Consider the following 17,962-nt stretch of genomic DNA (forward strand, 5'->3'; position numbering starts at 1 on the left):
CATCTTCGGCTAACGGCTTGTAAATGCGTTGCCTCGATAGATGGAAAAGTGGCATAACCCGATAATGACCCGGCACCACTCTGGCTGATCCAGGCCCCGGGTATGCTCGCGTAAATTAAGAGGTAGGGCAGTCACGTGGGCCTGTTGGATTCTTACCGAATGAGATTGCGGCGCAAGCGCCGTATTTTGCGTTCTTTACGCAAACGTCGTGATCTTTCAGCAGTTTCCAATAAAACCAGAACCATAAAACAGCGCGATGTCCTGTTGATGAGCGTGGTGCGAAACGAAAAAATTCGCCTGCCGTTCTTTTTGGATTATTACCGCCGTCTGGGGGTTAATCACTTTCTCTTTGTGGACAATGACAGTGATGACGGCACACGCGAGTTTCTGGCCGATCAACCGGATGTTTCTGTCTGGCGGGCCGATGCAAGCTATAAGCGGGCCACATTCGGTATCGATTGGTCGAACTACCTGCTGCGCAAATACGCGCATGGTCACTGGGTTCTGACAGTCGACCCGGATGAATTCTTCATTTACCCGTTCTGTGACACACGCCCCGTGCGGGCGCTGACCGACTGGCTGGACGGATGCGCAGTGCGCAGTTTTGGCACGATGCTGATCGATATGTACCCGCGTGGCCCGGTTGAAGCCGAACCCTATCACGAAGGTCAGGATCCGTTTGAAATCGCCCGCTGGTTCGACTCGGGCAACTACATGATCACGAAGAACCCCGACTACGGGAATTTGTGGATTCAGGGCGGCCCTCGGGCGCGGGTGTTTTTCCGGGATAACCCGTCCAAGGCACCAGCGCTGAACAAGATACCCTTGGTGAAATGGGACCGGCGCTACGTCTATGTCAGCTCGACCCATTCGCTTCTGCCGCGGGGTTTGAACCAAGTTTATGACGAATGGGGCGGTGAAAAGACAAGCGGTGCTTTGCTGCATGCCAAGCTGATTGACACATTGGGCACCAAGGCCCGCGAGGAAATGGAGCGGGGTCAGCACTACCGAAGATCAGGCGAATACCGCGCTTATGCCCAAGGGCTGGACGATCAGCCGGTATTCTGGTGCGACTGGTCCGAGAAATACATCAACTGGCGTCAGCTTGAAATCCTGGGTCTGATGTCAAAAGGAAACTGGGCATGAGCAGTCTTGGCGTTGTCATGCTCGTCCATACTGCTCTGCACCGGGTCGAGCAGGTCGCTCGTCATTGGGCCGCTGCTGGTTGTCCGGTTGTTATCCACGTGGACAAGAAAGTTTCGGACAACGCCTATTCTGATCTTGTCTCCTCTTGCGCGGACAACTCCATGATCCGGTTCTCGGATCGGTACACATGCGACTGGGGAAGGTGGAGCATCGTTGAGGCCACTCAAGCCGCCTCAGAACTGATGCTCGACGCGTTTCCCGATGTACACCACGTGTATTTGTCCTCGGGTGCCTGCCTGCCACTGCGTCCGGTTTCCGAACTGGTGGACTACTTGGTACAGCGCCCCCGCGTCGATTTCATCGAAAGTGCCACCACTGCCGACGTAAGCTGGACGATTGGTGGTTTGGATCAGGAAAGATTCACGCTCAGATTTCCGTTTTCGTGGCGCAGACACCGCAAACTGTTCGACAGCTACGTGAAACTGCAGCGTGCCCTGAGAATGCGCCGCCGTATCCCAAAGGGGCTGGTGCCGCATATGGGCAGCCAATGGTGGTGTCTGACCCGTCAGACTCTGTCCGCTATTTTGCAAGATCCCAAGCGCAAGGTTTATGACAGCTATTTCCGTCGCGTCTGGATACCTGATGAAAGCTATTTTCAGACGCTGGCTCGACTCTACTCGACCCATATCGAAAGCCGGTCTCTCACCCTGTCCAAGTTCGACTATCAAGGGCGGCCGCATATCTTCTACGACGATCACCTGCAGCTTTTGCGCAGGTCTGACTGTTTTGTTGCCCGAAAGGTTTGGCGCGACGCGGATCGGCTGTATCAATCCTTTCTCACGGATCAAACTGGTGCAATGAAACCGGCAGAACCCAATCCGGGGAAAATCGACCGCGTATTCTCGAAGGCGGTCGAGCGCCGGACACGCGGGCGGGATGGCCTTTATATGCAAAGCCGCTTTCCCCGCCACGGAAGCGAGAATGGCCTGACCTGTTTTCCCTATTCCGTGTTTCAGGGCTTTGCCGAGTTGTTCGAGGATTTTGAGCCATGGCTGTCAGAAACGACTGGTGCGCGCGTGCACGGCCACCTTTTCGCGCCCAACCGGGCAGAGTTCTCGGGCGGTGAAACCATCACGAACGGTGCACTAAGCGATTGCGCCACTCTGCGGGACTATAACCCAACGGCGTTCCTGTCGAACCTGATCTGGAACACGCGCGGAGAACGGCAGTGTTTGCAGTTCGGGCCGCGCGACACCCAGGCAATCAATTGGTTTCTGGCGCGTGACAAGAATGCCCAAATCTCGGTCATTACCGGCGCATGGGCGATACCGCTGTTCCGATCAAACCTGAACTTCTCGGATATTCGCAACGAAGCCGCCCGGTTGCAGCAGATCGAAACCAAACAGCTTGAAGTTTTGAACTCGGTCTGGACCAAGGCCCGCCTGCGGACCTGGTCGCTGGCGGATTTCATAGAAACGCCGATGGAGCCGCTGCAAGAAGTGATCGGAGAAATCGGGATTCAGCATCAAAGCCACCTGACAACGGCCCCAACCATGGTTGACCTTTCGGGCTTTGGTCAATTTCTGCAGAACCTCAAGAACCAGGGGATGCATCCCTATCTCATGGGTGATTTCCCTACGGACGATGTGTTTGGAAAACAGGTCAGGCCATACCGAAAACCTTACTTGGTGCAATAGTCCGAGATGCGTTCAAAATTCGACTATTTCGTCATTCTCGCAGCCATGCGCACCGGCTCGAACCTGCTCGAGGCCAATCTGAATGCCTTGGAGGGGGTCACCAGCCACGGTGAGGCTTTCAACCCGCATTTCATAGGTCGGCTCAAGACCGAGGAGTTGCTTGGTATTTCACTGGAGGACCGGGATAAAAACCCGGTCGATCTGTTGGACGCGATCCGAGAAGCACCGGGCAAACTGAGCGGCTTTCGCTTTTTCGACGGTCACGATCCACGTGTGTTAGAGCCTGTTTTGAACGATCCACGCTGCGCCAAGATCATTCTGACCCGAAACCCTTTGGACAGTTTCGTATCACTGCAGATCGCGCGGGAAACGAAGCAGTGGCAGTTGAAGAACGTCAAGCGCCGGCGCGAAGCGCGCGTTGAATTCGATGTGGCCGCATTCGAGAGCTACCTGGATCAACAGCAGGACTTCCAGTTGATGCTTTTGCATCACCTTCAGGCGACTGGCCAAACCCCTTTCTACATCGCATATGACGACTTGCTCCGCCTGGACACATTAAATGGTCTGGCGGCATGGCTGGGTATTGATAGCCGGTTATCGGCCCTTGATGACTCGCTGAAACCACAAAATCCTGAACCGCCCTTGTCCAAGGTGACAAACCCGGACCGGATGGAGCAGGAGCTGCCCGCGATCGACAGGTTCAATCTGCATCGGACCCCCAACTTTGAACCCCGACGTGGTCCGGCAGTCGCCAACTACGTGGCCGCTCCTAAAACACCATTGATGTATCTGCCCGTGCGCGGCGGGGTAGAGGCGCAGGTTTCACAATGGCTGGCCGATCTGGACGGGGTGGGCACAGATGCCCTGATCACCAATCAGAACCGAAAGCGGACGCGGAACTGGATGATTTCCCACCCGGGCCACCGGAAATTCACAGTGCTGCGGCATCCGCTGGCCCGTGCGCATTCGGCCTTTTGCTCCTATATCCTGAGCACCGAACCGGGTGCTTATCTGAAAATCCGAAACATGTTGCGCAATCGGTTCAAGGTTCCCATCCCCGGGCAACTACGTAAAGACAACTACCCTCTCGATCAGCACATCGAAGCGTTTTCCGCCTTCTTGCAGTTTCTGCGCCAGAACCTTGCAGGGCAGACACCCGTTCGTGTTGACGGAGTTTGGTGCAGCCAGGCACAGGTTCTGGAAGGAATGGCGTCTTTTGCCCTGCCCGATATGATCCTGAGGGAAGACGAACTGGCATCGTCCCTTCCCGAACTGGCCCGGACTTTCGGGCACGAAACCCCGCCGGTGCCAGCCGCAGCCGAACCTGACAGTCCATACACGCTGGGTGATATCTACGACGAAACGCTCGAGACGCTGGCGGCAGAGGCCTACCAGCGCGACTATATGCAGTTTGGCTTTGGCGCGTGGAAACCCGTTAAGGGCGCAGAGTGATCAGCGTTCCGCGATTTACCATCGCGTAGATTTCTTCGATCTCATCATTCTTGACCGCAATGCATCCGGCAGTCCAATCCGGCGTCTTTTTCGCGCGTTTGCGTTCAGATCGCTTGTTGGGCTGGCCGTGAATAAAGATATCGCCGCCCGGATCAACACCCGCTGCCTTCGCCTGCGCAACGTCTTCTGAGTTCGGGTAAGAAATCCCCAGCGACAGATGATAGCTGCTGTTCGGATTGCGGCGGTCGATCAGATACGTGCCCTCAGGCGTGCGGCCGTCCCCGCGTTTGGTCTTGGTTCCAGCGGGCGCAAAACCCAGATCAACCTTGTATTCCTTAAGAACGTGTTCGTGATGCAGAAGATACATCTTCCGCGCACTTTTGTTGATGACCAAAGAAGTCACCTCAGGTCCATCATATGTCAGAAATCTGGGGCTTGCCGAAGCACAGGCCGATAGGCCCAGCGTTGCCATAGCACCCAATCCAAATGCTCGACGATCCATGTTTCACTGCCTGCTGCTCTGTTTTTTTCAGGATTATGCCAGAAATCCGGAAAACTGAAATCACTTTTTGATGTTCGATTGCTCAATTAAGCGACGTTCGATGGATTCGAGACGCTCCAGCACCTCATCGCGATAGGCGTCGGTCTTCACCTCATCCTCGGCATGGTGGGCGTCCTGCATCGAGTTCACGATCAAACCCACCAGCAAGTTCACGACGGCAAAGGTCGTGACCATGATGAAAGGTACAAAGAACACCCACGCATAGGGATACACCTGCATGACCGGGCGCACGATGCCCATCGACCAGCTTTCCAGCGTCATGATCTGGAACAGCGTATAGGCCGACAGGCCAAGATCACCGAACCAGTCCGGGAAAGACTGCGAGAACAGCTTGGTCGAAATCACCGCGCCGATATAGAACAGGATCGCCATCAGAAGGAACACACTGGCCATACCCGGCAGGGCTGAAATGAACCCTTCGACCACCCGGCGCAAACGGGGCGCAACCGAAATCACACGCAGCACCCTGAGAATGCGCAACGCCCGCAGGACTGACAGGCTGCCTGCACTGGGCACTAGGGCGATGCCAACGATCAGGAAATCAAAGTTGTTCCACCCGTTCTTGAAAAAGTTCCGCCCCGTTGCGATCAGTTTCATCGAGATTTCGGCAACAAAGATGGCCAGACACAACTGGTCCAACGTGACAATCACCGGACCCGCCATCTCCATCAGAGTCGGAGATGTCTCCATCCCCAGCAGGACCGCGTTGAACAGGATGACTCCGGTGATGAAATGCCCAAAAGTCGGGGCGTCGATGATGGTCTGCAGGCGTTGGGTGATCCCCATTCGGGTGCTCTCCTGTCAGGGTTTTGAGTTCAGAGTAAAGCGCGCGGCAAGTTCGACATGTGACGACCACCGAAATTGGTCAACCACTTGTACCCATTCAAGGGTATAGCCCGCGTTAACCAGCGTTTTTGCATCACGGGCGAATGTAACCGGATTGCACGAGACATAGGCAATCACCGGGCGTTTTGCCTGCGCCAGCTCGGACACCTGCGCCTCGGCCCCCGCGCGCGGCGGGTCCAGCACGATCGCGTCAAAATGCCTGAGTTCATCCGGCATCAAGGGGCGGCGGAACAGGTCGCGCGCCTCGGTCGTCACTCGCTTCAGCCCCTTGGCCTTGCGCCACCCCTGATCCAGCGCGGCGGTCATGTCGGCCTCGCCTTCAACGGCGTGAACTTCGGCGGTCTGCGCCAGTGGAAGTGAAAAGGTACCGCTGCCGGCGAACAGGTCGACAACGCGCTTTGCGCCCTCAGTTGCCTTCAAAACGGCCTGTAATAGAGCCTGTTCTCCATCCTTGGTGGCCTGCAGAAACGCACCCGGAGGAGGCACGACTTCGGCCGCCCCAAAGCGTTGAACCGGCTGCTGGCGCGTGGCGATTACCTCATCATCCCAACTGAGCCGCGCAAGCCCATGGTGTTCGGTTGCCTGTGCCAGAGCCAGCTCAAGCGGGCCGTCCAGCGGCTTGCCGCCCTTGACTGCTACGTCCAGACCACCCTCGGACAGGGTCAGGGTCACGGCCAGAACCCCTTTGCGGCTGCCCCCCAACAGGGCCAGCGCCTCGGCCACCGGGATCGCAGCGATCAGATCAGGATGCAGCAAGTGACAATCCGGAATCTCGGTAATCGTATCGGATGCGCGGCCATGGAACCCGGCCAAAGTGCCCTTTTTCGTCCGCCGCACGGCAACGGTTGCCCGACGCCGGGACCGTTCGGGTGAGGTATGGATGGGGCGCATGTCCGCTTCGATCCCCTGCGCATCAAGCGCCTTGCGCACAATTTCGACCTTCCAGTCAGCGACAAACGCGTCTGATGCATGTTGCAGCTGACACCCACCACAAGACTTGTAATGGCGACAAGGCGCCTTAACCCTTTGATCCGAGGTAGTTTCGACCCGAATCTCGGTCAAAAGCTGCCCGACAGTGGTGCCGCTGACCACTTCGCCCGGCAAGGTGCGCGGCGCAAAAACGGGGCCTTCGGCAATGCCATCACCCTGATGGCCAAGGCGGGTTATAGTGAATGTCTGAGTCATGGAGCGCCTGATACCGGGGCTTTGCCCGCAACAAAACCCCTTAGACACCACCAAGGTCGGCTTGAACAAAAATACGCCGTTGGTGCCGGCTTTTTCAGCCAAACGCTATTCCGCGGCCTCAGCTTGAATGAATCCGCCTGACTGACGGTGCCAAAAGCGCGCGTAAAGGCCGCCCTGCTCTAGCAGATCGTCATGACTGCCGGATTCCACAATGCGTCCCTGATCCAAAACGATAATCCGGTCCATCTCACGCAGAGTCGAAAGCCGGTGTGCAATCGCCAGAACGGTCTTGCCCCGCATCACACGGTGCAGGGCGGCTTGGATCGAGGCTTCAACCTCGGAATCCAGCGCAGATGTTGCCTCATCCAATACAAGGATCGGCGCGTCTTTCAGTATCGCACGCGCCAAGGCGATCCGCTGCCGCTGGCCCCCGCTGAGTTTTACGCCACGCTCACCCAGATGGGCATCATACCCCGTGCGACCATGGGCATCCTGCAGCCCAAGAATAAACTCATGCGCCTCAGCCTTCCTTGCGGCAGCGATCATCTCGTCTTCTGTGGCATCGGGACGGCCGTACAGGATGTTTTCACGCGCGGACCGATTAAACATCGCGGTTTCCTGCGTGACCATACCGATATGCCTGCGCAGACTGTCCTGTGTCACTTGGCCAACGTCCTGGCCGTCGATGCGAATTGCGCCCTTCTCCCCGTCATAGAGCCGCAACAGCAACGAAACCAAGGTCGACTTTCCCGCCCCCGATGCACCGACGATGCCCAGTTTCTCAGCCGGATATACGGTCATGTTCACATCGCTTACGCCGCCAATATCGCGCCCATAGGCAAAGCTGACTTGGTCAAACTCGATCCGACCATCCGGCACCTGCAGATCAGACGCGCCTGTCGCGTCCTCAACCCGGTCCCGCTTGGCGAGTGTCTTCATTCCGTTCTCAACTTCACCGACATTCGCGTAGAGACCCATCAGCGTGAAGCTGACCCAGCCTGTCATCTGGGCGATACGGATCGAAACCGCACCCGCCGCAACGATATCACCCGCCGTCGCGCTTCCCGCCTGCCACAACCATAGCGTGGCACCCATCAGCAGAACTGGCAGCACCCCGGCCAGCGTCATCAGAATAAACCTGAAACTGGCTGACAGGCTGCCGAACTCAAGCGACCTCTCTCGCAGATCAACCATCGCATTCCGGGCGGCCTGATCTTCATAGGCAGAATGCGCGAACAACTTGACGGTTTTGATATTTGTGATCGTGTCGACCACCTGTCCCGACACCATTGCCCGCGCCCCAGCCCGCGCGGCCGAGCGTTTTCGGATGCGCGGCAAATACCAGCGGATAAGCAAGAAATAGACCGCAAGCCAAGCCGTGAAGGGCAGCATAACCAGCGGGTGAATAGACCCTAACAAAAGGAAAGAGCCCACAAGCGAGGCAAGCGCAAAGACGATCGCGCTGATGGTTTCGGACACGACTGACGCCATCGCATTCGAGGTTTGCATCTGTTTCTGCGCGATCCGGCCCGCGAAGTCGTCGTCGAAATAGGTGACAGACTGCCCCAGTGTCCAACGGTTCAGCTTGGCCAAAACCAGCGGCGTGATATTGGGCATCACGATGTAATTGTTCGACAGTGAGGATAGTCCGAACAAGGCCGGGCGCAGCAGCATGAAAAAGGCAACTGCGCCAAGGATCATCCACATATTGCTGGCGGTCAGAAAGTTCTCGGGCCCGCCCGAGGTTGCAACGTCAACCACCAATCCCAGAATCCAGGCGGTTCCGGCCTCCATCGCGCCTGCGGTTGCGGAAAAGAAGGCCGCGACAAACAGCATGGGCCACGCGCCGGACAAGCACCAGCGAATGAACGCCCCCAACGTTTGCGGCGGGGGCGTTTCGATGTTTTTGAACGGGTTTATGAGGTCAGCTATCCTCATTCCGCAGCCTCCGGGTTCAGGAAACCGCCAGATTGCCGCGCCCAGAACTGGGCATAAAGCCCGCCTTGGGACAGCAGCTCGGCATGGCCGCCCTGCTCTACAATGCGACCGCCGTCCATGACCAGAATGCGGTCCATCTGGGCAATGGTGCTTAGCCGGTGGGCAATGGCGATCACGGTTTTTCCTTGCATCATGCCGTAAAGAGTTTCCTGTATCGACGCTTCGACCTCGGAATCTAGGGCGGATGTCGCCTCATCCAACAGTAGGATCGGCGCATCCTTCAGGATCACGCGTGCCAAAGTCACCCGCTGACGTTGCCCGCCGGACAGTTTCACGCCCCGCTCACCCACATGCGCGTCATAGCCGGTGCGCCCTTGTGGGTCTTGCAGATCGAGGATGAACTCATGGGCTTCGGCCTGTTTCGCAGCGGCGATCATCTGCGCCTCGGACGCGTCGGGACGACCGTAAAGGATGTTGTCGCGGACCGAACGATGCAACAAGGCACTGTCCTGCTGCACCATACCGATATGGCTGCGCAAACTGTCCTGCGTGACCTGAGCAATGTTCTGATCGTCGATCAGGATCGCGCCCTGCTCGACGTCGTAAAACCGCAAAAGCAGCTTTACTAGGGTCGATTTTCCGGCACCTGACCTGCCGATCAAACCGATCTTTTCACCCGGCTGAATGGTCAGATTGATGTGATCCAGACCGCCGGTCTTGCGCCCGTAGTGGTGCGACAGATCGCGGATGTCGATCTGTCCGTTGCTCAGGTGCAGAGGTTTGGCATCGGGGACGTCCAGCAGGTCGATGGGTTGGGCAATCGTCTCCATCCCCTCGGCCACGACACCAAGCTGACGGAAGAAGCTGGTCAGCGCCCACATGATCCAGCCAGTCATCGCGTTCAGCCGCAAAGTCAAAGCCGTTGCCGCCGCGACCACCCCGACGGACGCGCTGCCTTGCATCCACAGGGCAATCGCCCATCCGACAACGCCGACGATCAGCAGACCATTCAGGGCAACCAGAACAGCGTCCATAATGGTGAAGATCCGCATCTCGATCTGGAACGTGCGGCGCGTTTCCTCGATGGCTTCGCGGGCATAGTCCAGTTCCTGCGCGTCATGGGCGAACATCTTGACCGAGTGGATGTTGGTGTAGCTGTCGACCACCCGGCCCGTCACGGCAGACCGCGCATCGGACGCCGCCTGCGACGCGGGCCCCACCCGCGCAACCGTCCAGCGCACCAGCAGACCGTACAGAACGAACCAGACCAGCAATGGCAGCAAAAGGCGCGGATCAGCCGCCATAAGCAGCACCGCAGCCCCGATCAGATAGGCCAGCGAGAAAGAGATCGCGTCGAATACCTGAAACACCGCCTCGCCTGCTGCCGGGGGCGTCTGCATGATCCGGTTGGCGATACGGCCCGCAAAGTCATTCTCGAACCAGCCCACCGACTGACGCAGAACGTGTTTATGCGCACGCCAACGGATAAGAGTGCCAAAATTCGGCAGAATCGTGTTGTTCAACAGAAGAACGTCCACGACATGCAACAGGGGCCGCAGCAAAAGAACAAAGACAGCCACCAGGATCAGCTCGGTCCCGTGCGCCTGCCAAACCTCGGTGGGCGGACCGGACAACAAGTCAACCACGCGACCCATATAGTAGATCAACCCGACCTCAACCGCCGCAACGATGACCGAGATCAGCCCGGCCCAGAAGAACACTCGATAGAACGGCTTGGAGTATTCCAGCATAAAGGGCCACAACCGCGTGGGCGGCGTGTCAGATTCCTTGTAGGTGACAAAAGGGTCAACGAGGTTTTCAAAATAGCGAAACATGGAGAGTGCTCCGATTGAGCAGAATATAGGTCATGCGAAGAAAGATGGCGCCAGAACACCACCCTTACGGGTCAATGTGTCCAGGCTTTAGCCGAACCAGATCCCGTAATACATTCGCATCCCTCCATTTATGTGACAGGCGAACGTAAGCACAAAGACCGCAACTTGTCATCCCTTTTTGAGACTTGGGTCTAGCTGCCCAGCAAATCGTCGCGGGTCAGGGCAAAACCCGAAGCAATCCAGCGGGCCTCAAGCTCGGCCAGTTTCCGGCCCAGCGCGGGACCGGTGAATTCGGGGATCAGGTCTGAGGCGCTGATTGGAAAATCAGCCTTGGCCCCTGCGTGAAGGTCGGTGCGCATCTCATCGGACCAGGGCTGTTCCAGAAAGGCGCAGCGCAGCAGCACTTCGTGCAAACCGCTTTCTTCTCCATAACGGAACCCCAGCTCTGCGATTGACGCAGTGCCGCTTGCCTCGTCCCGCATCCGGGTAAGGCGCTGAAGCTGCGCCTTACTCAGGCGCAAGGTCTTTGCAATTTCGGGCGTTGCAATCGCGGCGAGCCGTCGGATCGGCTCTGGCGCGGTGCCAGCCTGCTGCTCTAACATGATCAGGGGCGCAAGAGCACGGTCATCCGCCCCCGGTAAAAGCTGCGCCAGAACACCAACGCTGCGCATGGCCGCAACAGACGGTGCAGGATCGGGGGCGCCCAGCAATTTCAAAAGCTCGGCCCCAACGCGTTCGCGGGACAAGTCGGACAAGCCCTCCAGATTGGACGCAATCGCCGCCAGAGCGTCGGCGTCAAACCCAGCCTCTGTATCACCGTACCAGGCGTGGAACCGGAAATAGCGCAAAGACCGCAGGTAGTCTTCGCGGATGCGGTGTTCGGCGGTTCCGATGAAACGCACTCGCCGCGCCCGCAAGTCCGGCAAACCGTTCAGCGGATCCAAAACCGTCCCGTCAGGCTGCGCATAAATCGCGTTCATGGTGAAATCCCGGCGTGCTGCGTCCTCTTGGATATTGTCAGAAAACACCACCACCGCACGGCGGCCATCGGTTTCGATGTCACGGCGGAAGGTGGTGATCTCGTGCGGGATGCCGTCGCAGACTACCGTGATGGTACCATGATCAATCCCGGTTGGGATCGCTTTCAGCCCCGCATTCTGCGCCAGTTCGACAACCTGCTGCGGACGGGCGTCCGTTGCGATGTCGATATCGGACACGGGCGCACCCAAAAGCGCGTTTCGGACACAGCCGCCCACAAACAACGCCTGCGCTCCGCCACTCGTCAAAGCCGCACAGACCTTTTGCGTCGCCGGATCAGACACCCAGCTTTCGGAAATTTGCGTCATTCGCTCACCCGCGCGGCCAAACCCCGCAACATGCGGGCCGTCGCGCCCCAGATATAGTAGGGACCGAACGGCACCGTGAAATAATACCGTTTCTGACCCCGCCAGCGGCGGGATTCAACGATATAATTTGCAGGATCAAGGACATGCGTCAGCGGGACCGAGAAAACCTCATCCACTTCGCCCGGTTCGGGCACTGCTTGGAACCTGTCCCGTAGAATGGCGATCACCGGAGTGACCGTAAAGGATGTCACCGTCTCATGGGTCGGCAAATGACCCAGAATGTCCGGCATGTCCGGGGGCAAACCGATCTCCTCCTGCGCTTCTCGCAGGGCGGTGGCGGTGACATCGGCGTCACCCTCATCCTGCTTGCCGCCCGGAAAGGCGATCTGACCCGGATGATGCTTGAGCGCCGACGAACGCTTGGTCAGGATCACGCGCGGGGTGTTTCCGACAACGGAAACCGGAACCAGCACTCCGGCCGGGCGCAGCTTGCGACCTGCGGGCAGTACAGTGTCGGGATTCAGGTCAAAATCGCTTGACCGGTGGCCGGGGCGACTCAGCGCCGCCCGCAGCAAGTCTGTCGGATCAGGCCCGGTCAGCATCAAAACCAACGGTGCTGGGATCCAACACATAATGTGCGCCGCAAAACTGGCAGTCGGCCGTAACTTCGCCTTCGGGCGTCGTCATCTTCTCGATGTCCTTCGCCGAATAGATCGACAAGCTCTGCCGCACGCGATCCTCGGAACAGGTACACCCGAACTGCACCGACTGCGCGTCATAAACGCGGGGCTGTTCCTCGTGGAACAAACGCACCAGCAAATCGGTCGGCGCAATTGACGGGCCGATCAGCTCCAGATCCTCGACCGTATCCAGCAGGATATTGACGCGGCCCCAGTTTTCACCCTCTTCGCCGTCGACCAGATCGCTTGCCGTCAGGATGTCGCCGGTGCCTTCACCCTTTGCCGCAAAAGGCGAGGCTTTGGGCATATGCTGCAGCATGATCCCGCCCGCGCGCCAGTGTTCGCCAACGCCGGGTTCGGTCGATTTCCCAAAGCTCAGCGAGAACCGGGTCGGCAACTGCTCGGACTGGGCGAAATAGGCTTCGGCACAGGCGCTGAGCGACCCGCCAGCCAACGGAGTGATCCCCTGATAGGGATGCGTACCCTCGCCCTGGTCGATCATGATCGCAAAATACCCTTCGCCCACCTGATCAAACGGGCTGGCATCGGTCAGCCTGTCGCGGTCAAAGCTGGCATAGGCCCGGATGCGCGCCGGTTCACCTTCCTCAGAGGGCGCATAATAATCGGTGGCAATCATGCGGACGGCGCCCTTGGACTGAACCTGAAGGGACAGCTTCCAGCGCAATGAAACCGTCTGACCGATCAACGCAGTCAACAGCGCCATCTCAGCGACCAGAGCTTCGACCTTTTCGGGATAGTCGTGTTGTTTCAGGATGCCATCCAGCACCCCGTCCAAACGGGCCACACGGCCACGCATGTCCGATACATCGAGTTGAAAGGGCAGGACGGTATCGTCCCACGCGATTTTGGTTCCAAGAGACATGGGGTTTCCTTACACGCCACAGGTTGGCATACCGCCACCATATAGGTCGAACAAATCGGGTTGTAAGGGGCCATACATGATCAGACGGTTTGGTGAAACCCCACAAGCGGGGCGGAAATACACACGGCGCGTTGGCGTCTACGCATTGCTTCCCCGCGGTCGGCACCTTTTATTGACCTGCCAAATGGAACCCGGACCCGATCTGCAACTGCCCGGTGGCGGCATTGATCCCGGCGAGTCGCCCGTCACGGCCCTGCACCGAGAGGTTTTCGAGGAAACCGGTTGGTTGGTCGCAGACCCGCGTCGTATCGGTGCGTTTCGCCGGTTCACCTATATGCCGGAATATGACCTATGGGCAGAAAAAGTCTGCCTGATCTACCGCGCGCGTCCCGTCCGCAATATCAGTGCGCCGACCGAGCCTTTTCACGAAGCACTTTGGATGGACACATCCGACGCGGTTCAGATGTTGGGGAATGCGGGGGACCGCCATTTTGCCGGCCTGCACCTGCAAGCACTTTAGGGGCCGCCGTATTCAAAGTAGACGGCCGAGACATCGTCATCCATGCCCGGTCCCGGCTTCATCGCCCGAGTCAGCCGCGTGAACATGGTATCCAAAAACTCGGACCCATCACACAGCGCGGCACATTCGGTCGCCATCTTGCGCAAACCCTCTTCTTCAAGAAGGTTTCCATCCGCCATGCTACATTCAGTAAAGCCGTCGGAATACAACAGCAGCTTTTCGCCGGGCTTCATGTACGTTTCGATCCGCTGAAATGTCGCGTCCGGCAGCAACCCGATCGGTAGTCCACCTTCGCCAAGGAATTCGGTACTGCCGTCCTCTCGCAACAAAAGGGGATGAGGGTGCCCGGCCTGAACCATTTTCAGATGACCGTTGCGCAGGTCAACAATGGCATAGACCATTGTAAAATACTCCTCGATCCCTGCATCCGCCATCAACCTTGAATTCAGCATCTCTGCCACTTGTTCGGGTGGCAACAGCGCATAAAACTTGTCGAACCGCTTTTCCATAGCCACGTTTTGCTCGAAATGCTTGCTGGACAGGTACCCCCCAAGGCGTGCCGTCATCATGGCCGAAGTGATGCCGTGGCCCGACACGTCAATACTGTAGAACCCAAGCCTGTTCACACCCGGCGAGAACATTCCCACGAGGTCACCGCCGATATGTCCACAGGGTTTCAAAAGAACGCTGACACGCGACTTTCCTACATCCCGCGTCTGCTCTGGCACCAGAGATTCCTGAATCTTACGGGCCTGAATCAAATCTTTGTCGATCGCGTCATGCGCCAGTTTCAGGTCTTCCAGCGCGGATTCGATCAGGCGATTTTTCTCGGACAATTCGCGCTGCATATCCAGAATTCGCGCACCCGCCGAAATACGTGCGCGCAGCTCGTCCGCCTCAAGCGGTTTGATCAGAAAGTCGTCTGCCCCGGCGTCCAGTCCCCGCGCCACCTCCTGCTTTTCGCTTTTGGAGGTCAGAAGGATGAAATAGCTGTATTGCTCACGATTCAGCGCTCGGAATGCCCGACAGAATTCCAGGCCACTCATCCCCGGCATGACCCAATCGCTTAGAACCAGGTCCGGTGGTTCGTTTGCACAGATTTCCAACGCCGCATCGCCATTGTCCGCCTCGAGAACCTGAAACCCCCATTTCTTGAGCGAAGCCACGAGAATACGACGCTGCAGCCTGCTGTCATCCACGACAAGCACTTTTTGGATGACTCCAAAATCCAGTTCAGACCTGGTTTCTGCTTGACTGACCTCTGCCACCCGAATCCTCTGTTCCGTAGCCATCTCCCGCGCAAGAAGACCCTAAGCGTGGGCTGTTTAACATCAGGTGAAGGTCGATCTTCGCATCGCTTAACCTGCCCTTTACCGGCAAAGCGCTAGCAAATTCACATCGCGATTTTTGTGGAGAATGCGGACATGATCAACTGGTCCAGGGTCATTCAGTTGCGGAACGAGGTCGGCAACGCAGAGTTTGATGAGGTCGTTCAAATCTTTCTGGACGAAGTTCAAGAGGCGATCGAGCGTTTGGAACAGGACCAGGCGCGACGCGATCTGGAACAAAACCTGCATTTCCTCAAGGGCAGCGCCCTGAGCCTTGGGTTTGATCACTTCTCGCGGCTATGCCAGGACGGTGAGCGGTCGGCGGCCTCTGGCCACGCTGTCGATGTTGACCTGCCGGCAATTCTGGCAGCGTTTGAAGAGTCGCGCACATGTTTCCTGTCGGAAAAGACGCAAAAACTGGCTTAGATGACAAACTGCGCCAGCGCCTCGTCGTCCGTGATGTCGGTATAGGTGAAACCCGCTTCGTCCAGATGCGCAAACAAACGCGCAAAGTTCTCTGGCTTCCGGGTTTCGATACCAATCAGGACCGAACCGAAATTGCGCGCCGATTTCTTCATATACTCAAACCGGGCAATATCGTCATCCGGGCCAAGGATATTGAGAAATTCCTTCAACGCTCCGGGACGTTGGGGCAACCGCAAAATAAAATACTTTTTCACGCCCGAGTAGCGCTGCGCCCGCTCTTTCACTTCGGGCAGACGCTCAAAGTCGAAATTCCCGCCCGAGGTGACGCAAACCACGGTCTTGCCGCGAATGAAGCTTTGCACATCGGCAACCGCCTCGACCGCAAGGGCACCGGCAGGCTCCAGAACAATGCCTTCGACATTCAGCATTTCAATCATCGTGGTGCAGATGCGATCTTCGGACAGGACCAGCACATCCGAAAGGTGGCGCGACTTGAGCAATTCAAACGGCTTGGCACCAATCCGGCCAACCGCGGCACCGTCAACGAAATTATCTACGTGATCCAGCAAAACGGGGTGACCCGCTGCCATCGCCGCATGCAGGCACGCCCCACCCTTGGGTTCCACAAACAGGCAATGTGTTCGGTCCCCAAACCACGTCGCCACACCTGATGACATTCCCCCGCCCCCAACCGGCAGGATGACGTGATCCGGTACGCGGCCCAGTTGCGCTTCGATCTCAACAGCAAGGGACGCCTGCCCTTCGATCACGTCCTCATCGTCGAAGGGCGACAGGAAATAGCCGCCCTGCTGCGCACACCACTGCTGCGCCGCCGCCAGAGTGTCGTCGAAATAGTCCCCGGACAGATGAACCTCGATATTGTCACCGCCGAAGATGCGGGTTTTCTGAATTTTCTGCTGCGGCGTCGTCACCGGCATGAAGATCACACCGCGCACGTTCAGATGTTTGCACATGAACGCCACGCCCTGCGCGTGATTGCCCGCGCTGGCACAGACGAACAGGTCCCGCCCTTGCTGCTTGCGCATGGCATTGAAAGCGCCGCGGATCTTGTAGGATCGTACCGGGCTGAGGTCTTCTCGCTTGAGCCAGATATCAGCCCCATAGCGGTCGGACATGTGAGCATTGCGCTGCAAGGGAGTCGGCGGAAAAACCGATCGCATTTCCTGTTCGGCGGCGCGGGCACGGGTCATGAAATCACTCATGACGGTTTCAGTGCCGCATCACCGCCGAAAGCGCAAGGAATACATATGTGTACGAGCCGTTAAGCCAGTTCACGCTTTTCGATGAAGACGCCAAACATCGTGGTCAGAATACTGACGTTGATCAGGGGCAATACCAAAGTTCCGAAGAACAGGGTCAGCAAGATGCCCAGCAACGGAATGAACGCGAGCGCGGTGAACAAAAGCTGCACCAGAAACTGAAACAGGAAGTTCACGATCAGAAGAACGACAATCGCTCCGGTCGTGCCTTCGGTACTTTTCCAGACGTCCCCAATGGTTGTCTGATGGCCGATCGCGGCCGCCGGCAGAATAATGGAGAGGCGATAGAAACAAACGACCAGAAAAATGGCGTAGACCGCAATGACCGCGAAGGCCAACGCTCCGCTTCCCAAGGCCGCGACGACCAAACTCAGCGGCAAAAAGGCGATGGCCATAAAGATGCCAAGCATCAGCACGCGCCCCAGATACGCAAGAATTCTGTCGAACCTGAAGGTTGGGAAGATCCCGCGTGGGTATTCTTCCAACAGGATAAAGCGGTGCCAAGACACGGCGATCCAGAACATCGTAACAACCGTCACGGCAACCAGCCCGATGATAAAGACGACAAACGAGCCGTAGGACGTACCCGGAGGCAACTGACCCGATTCCGGGTCGAATTGATCCAACGGAACGTCCAGAACCAGAAACAGTGCAACGATAACCGCCGTAGCCACGAGCGCGGGCCCGAAAGTGATCTGCAATACCTGTTTGAGATTTCCAAAGACCATCCGCACCGAATGCGTAAAAATCTGCCAACCCAACATTGTCAAAACTGCCCTTTCAACCAATCCTTGTACAATACAAGAATGTTTCATCTCAAATCGCTGCCTGCGTCAAC

At 57.5% G+C, this 17,962-nt stretch carries 16 protein-coding genes; 5 read left to right on the top strand and 11 right to left on the bottom strand.

What is annotated here, in order from left to right; genetic code table 11:
- Positions 1-159: 159 nt before the first annotated feature.
- Genes ACR0KS_RS11755 through ACR0KS_RS11765 form a run of 3 tightly spaced genes read left to right on the top strand, consistent with a single transcriptional unit; the run spans position 160 to position 4,295 of the window.
- Positions 160-1,146 (top strand): glycosyltransferase family 2 protein, encoded by a 987-nt coding sequence (locus ACR0KS_RS11755; RefSeq protein WP_170483189.1) that lies wholly within the window; start codon positions 160-162, stop codon positions 1,144-1,146.
- Entirely contained in the window at positions 1,143-2,843 is a 1,701-nt protein-coding gene (locus ACR0KS_RS11760) for a DUF5927 domain-containing protein (RefSeq protein WP_170564454.1), read from the top strand. The genes ACR0KS_RS11755 and ACR0KS_RS11760 overlap by 4 nt, the downstream gene beginning before the upstream one ends.
- Positions 2,844-2,849: 6 nt before the next feature.
- A complete protein-coding gene (locus ACR0KS_RS11765) occupies positions 2,850-4,295 on the top strand; it encodes a sulfotransferase family protein (RefSeq protein WP_170564457.1) in 1,446 nt (481 codons plus the stop codon).
- Here the strand turns inward: ACR0KS_RS11765 and ACR0KS_RS11770 are convergent.
- From ACR0KS_RS11770 to hslO, 8 genes are all read right to left on the bottom strand, one after another.
- The gene (locus tag ACR0KS_RS11770) at positions 4,279-4,797 is read right to left on the bottom strand and encodes a L,D-transpeptidase family protein (protein WP_170387012.1); all 519 of its coding nucleotides are present in this window, start codon (positions 4,795-4,797) and stop codon (positions 4,279-4,281) included. The genes ACR0KS_RS11765 and ACR0KS_RS11770 overlap by 17 nt on opposite strands.
- 60 nt (positions 4,798-4,857) lie before the next feature.
- Positions 4,858-5,643, bottom strand: a complete 786-nt coding sequence (locus ACR0KS_RS11775; protein WP_170483183.1) for an ion transporter — start codon at positions 5,641-5,643, stop codon at positions 4,858-4,860.
- Positions 5,644-5,658: 15 nt separating this feature from the next.
- Entirely contained in the window at positions 5,659-6,888 is a 1,230-nt protein-coding gene (locus ACR0KS_RS11780) for an RsmD family RNA methyltransferase (RefSeq protein ID WP_170564460.1), read from the bottom strand.
- Positions 6,889-6,993: 105 nt separating this feature from the next.
- On the bottom strand, positions 6,994-8,826 hold the full coding sequence (locus ACR0KS_RS11785) for an ABC transporter ATP-binding protein (protein ID WP_170564462.1): 1,833 nt from the start codon (positions 8,824-8,826) through the stop codon (positions 6,994-6,996).
- Positions 8,823-10,661 carry an ABC transporter ATP-binding protein gene (locus ACR0KS_RS11790; protein ID WP_170564465.1) on the bottom strand — a complete coding sequence of 613 codons (1,839 nt, stop codon included), beginning with the start codon at positions 10,659-10,661 and terminating at the stop codon, positions 8,823-8,825. The genes ACR0KS_RS11785 and ACR0KS_RS11790 overlap by 4 nt, the downstream gene beginning before the upstream one ends.
- Positions 10,662-10,852: 191 nt before the next feature.
- Positions 10,853-12,007 (bottom strand): CCA tRNA nucleotidyltransferase, encoded by a 1,155-nt coding sequence (locus ACR0KS_RS11795; protein WP_170564467.1) that lies wholly within the window; start codon positions 12,005-12,007, stop codon positions 10,853-10,855.
- Positions 12,004-12,639: a CoA pyrophosphatase gene (locus ACR0KS_RS11800; protein WP_480693218.1), complete on the bottom strand. Its 636-nt coding sequence runs from the start codon at positions 12,637-12,639 to the stop codon at positions 12,004-12,006. The genes ACR0KS_RS11795 and ACR0KS_RS11800 overlap by 4 nt, the downstream gene beginning before the upstream one ends.
- Entirely contained in the window at positions 12,593-13,570 is a 978-nt protein-coding gene (hslO, locus tag ACR0KS_RS11805) for an Hsp33 family molecular chaperone HslO (RefSeq protein WP_170483173.1), read from the bottom strand. The genes ACR0KS_RS11800 and hslO overlap by 47 nt, the downstream gene beginning before the upstream one ends.
- Before the next feature lie 76 nt (positions 13,571-13,646).
- Between hslO and ACR0KS_RS11810 the strand changes: the two genes are divergently transcribed.
- Positions 13,647-14,090: an NUDIX hydrolase gene (locus tag ACR0KS_RS11810; RefSeq protein ID WP_170564470.1), complete on the top strand. Its 444-nt coding sequence runs from the start codon at positions 13,647-13,649 to the stop codon at positions 14,088-14,090.
- Here the strand turns inward: ACR0KS_RS11810 and ACR0KS_RS11815 are convergent.
- Entirely contained in the window at positions 14,087-15,358 is a 1,272-nt protein-coding gene (locus tag ACR0KS_RS11815; protein ID WP_480693219.1) for a PP2C family protein-serine/threonine phosphatase, read from the bottom strand. The genes ACR0KS_RS11810 and ACR0KS_RS11815 overlap by 4 nt on opposite strands.
- 156 nt (positions 15,359-15,514) lie before the next feature.
- On the opposite strand from ACR0KS_RS11815, the gene ACR0KS_RS11820 reads away from it, so the two are divergent.
- Positions 15,515-15,844 carry an Hpt domain-containing protein gene (locus ACR0KS_RS11820; protein WP_170564478.1) on the top strand — a complete coding sequence of 110 codons (330 nt, stop codon included), beginning with the start codon at positions 15,515-15,517 and terminating at the stop codon, positions 15,842-15,844.
- Here the strand turns inward: ACR0KS_RS11820 and ilvA are convergent.
- The gene (ilvA, locus tag ACR0KS_RS11825; protein WP_170564481.1) at positions 15,841-17,067 is read right to left on the bottom strand and encodes a threonine ammonia-lyase IlvA; all 1,227 of its coding nucleotides are present in this window, start codon (positions 17,065-17,067) and stop codon (positions 15,841-15,843) included. The genes ACR0KS_RS11820 and ilvA overlap by 4 nt on opposite strands.
- Before the next feature lie 59 nt (positions 17,068-17,126).
- A complete protein-coding gene (locus ACR0KS_RS11830) occupies positions 17,127-17,888 on the bottom strand; it encodes a hypothetical protein (protein ID WP_170564484.1) in 762 nt (253 codons plus the stop codon).
- Positions 17,889-17,962: the final 74 nt, after the last annotated feature.

This window comes from Ruegeria sp. BC7 (genome assembly GCF_056539165.1).